Source organism: Streptomyces sp. NPDC091416 (genome assembly GCF_044756845.1).
Taxonomy (GTDB): Bacteria; Actinomycetota; Actinomycetes; order Streptomycetales; family Streptomycetaceae; genus Streptomyces.
The window spans coordinates 1-1,572 of the sequence record NZ_JBIVTU010000056.1; the positions used below are offsets into that span (position 1 = coordinate 1).

Consider the following 1,572-nt stretch of genomic DNA (forward strand, 5'->3'; position numbering starts at 1 on the left):
CCGCCGCCCGAGCCTTGACCCGGGCCGTGCACTACGCCGACAAGGCCGCCAGTTACGCGGACGGCAGCACCCACAACACCGAGCACAACGCCCCGCTCATCGCCGCACTGGGCGGCCTGGCCACGGTCTACGCCGACATCGCGAAGGCCGCCGCCCTGCTCGCCGACAACTCCTGAGAGGACACCGCCATGTACAGCTACACCCCGGCTGAGAAGCGGCAGCGCGCGAAGCTGTTCCGTAAGGGCTTCCGCCAGGCGCTCGCCGACTGCGTCGACCCGGCGTTGGAGCGGCGTATCGAGCGCATCGACCAGTCCGCGGCCGAGCGCGGGCAGCGGGAGCTGAACGCCCTGTACGCGGTGCGGGAGACGGACCGGCAGACGGTCGCCACCGCCAAGGCCGCGATGCGCACCGCGTCCCGGCAGGACAGGGCCGCCGCCCGGCAGAAGGTCCGCGACGCCGAGCAGCAGCTGCGCCGCTCCGAGCGGGCCGTGAACCGGGCCGAGAGCTCCTGAACACGCCACGGGGCGGCCGCACCCCAGCCAAGGAAGTTCGGCCGCCCCGTGCCCCTGAACCGCCCATGCGAGCAGCAGGAGAGACCATCATGTCGGAGACCATCGCCCACCCCACCAACGGGCACACCCTGACCAAGCTGCACCCCATCCCCCCGGACGCCCTCGGCACCGAGACGCCCGCCCCCGCGCCGGCCGAACCCGCGGCCGTCGACGTTGTCGAGGCCGTTGACCGCCCGGACAACCCCCTCGCCGACTGGCTGACCGTGCCCGACGCCCCCGTGCTGCCCGCGTGGGCGAGGTCGGCAGCCTCGATCCGCGCCAACACGGCGGCGTTCGTGCGGCTGTCGTGGTGGCACGCCCGCTACCACGGGGTCCGCACCCCGAAGTACCTCGTGCGGACCGTGCTGCTGGCCGCCCGCGGCTTCTTCCGGGCCACCGTCGGGCTGTGGCCGACCCTGTCCGCGCAGGACCACACCGCCGTGGTCCGGGCCCTCAAGGCCCAGTCCAAGGCCCGCCCCGAGGACATCGAGCTGGCCGCCCGACTCCAGCTCGCCCACGGCATCCGCACCCGCACCAGGCGGTGGCGGTTCGGTAGCGCGGCCGTCGCAGTCGCCGCAGCCACCATCGGTATCGCCCTGGCCGACCCGCTCGTGCAGACCGGTGTCGCCGCCGCAGTCGTCACCCCGCTGGCCTACCTCGGCAGGGGCCGCGACGCCCAGTTCCTCGACCAGGGCGCCCCGCCGCTGCGCGTCGACATGTCCGCGCAGCAGCTCAACGACGCCCTGCGCGCCGCTGGCCTCCTGAAAAGCGGCCGGGGAGACGAGGACCCGCCGCGGGTGTCGTGCACGATGGGCCCGGTTCGTGACGGCCGCGGCTGGGCGGTGATCTTCGACCTCCCCCGGGGCGGCGGCAAGACCGCCTCGGACGTCCTCGCCAAGCGGGAGGTCATCGCGCAGGAACTCGGCGTCGATGAGATCCAGGTCATCATGTCCCGCGTCCGCGCGGCCAAGGGCGGCAACGCCGGCCGCGTCAGCATGTGGGTCGCCGACGACGACCCGTA

Annotated in this window: 1 protein-coding gene and 1 pseudogene; both read left to right on the forward strand. The window is 73.8% G+C overall.

Annotated elements, in window-relative coordinates; translation table 11 throughout:
* Positions 1 to 188 precede the first annotated feature (188 nt).
* On the forward strand, positions 189 to 512 hold the full coding sequence (locus ACIQMX_RS42435) for a hypothetical protein (protein WP_402487069.1): 324 nt from the start codon (positions 189 to 191) through the stop codon (positions 510 to 512).
* 89 nt (positions 513 to 601) lie between these two features.
* Positions 602 to 1,572: pseudogene (locus tag ACIQMX_RS42440) on the forward strand (cell division protein FtsK); the annotation flags it as partial.

Bases quoted from the DNA above. Each gene is read 5' to 3' on its own strand.
- ACIQMX_RS42435 (WP_402487069.1), top strand. From the start codon at position 189: ATGTACAGCTACACCCCGGCTGAGAAGCGGCAGCGCGCGAAGCTGTTC.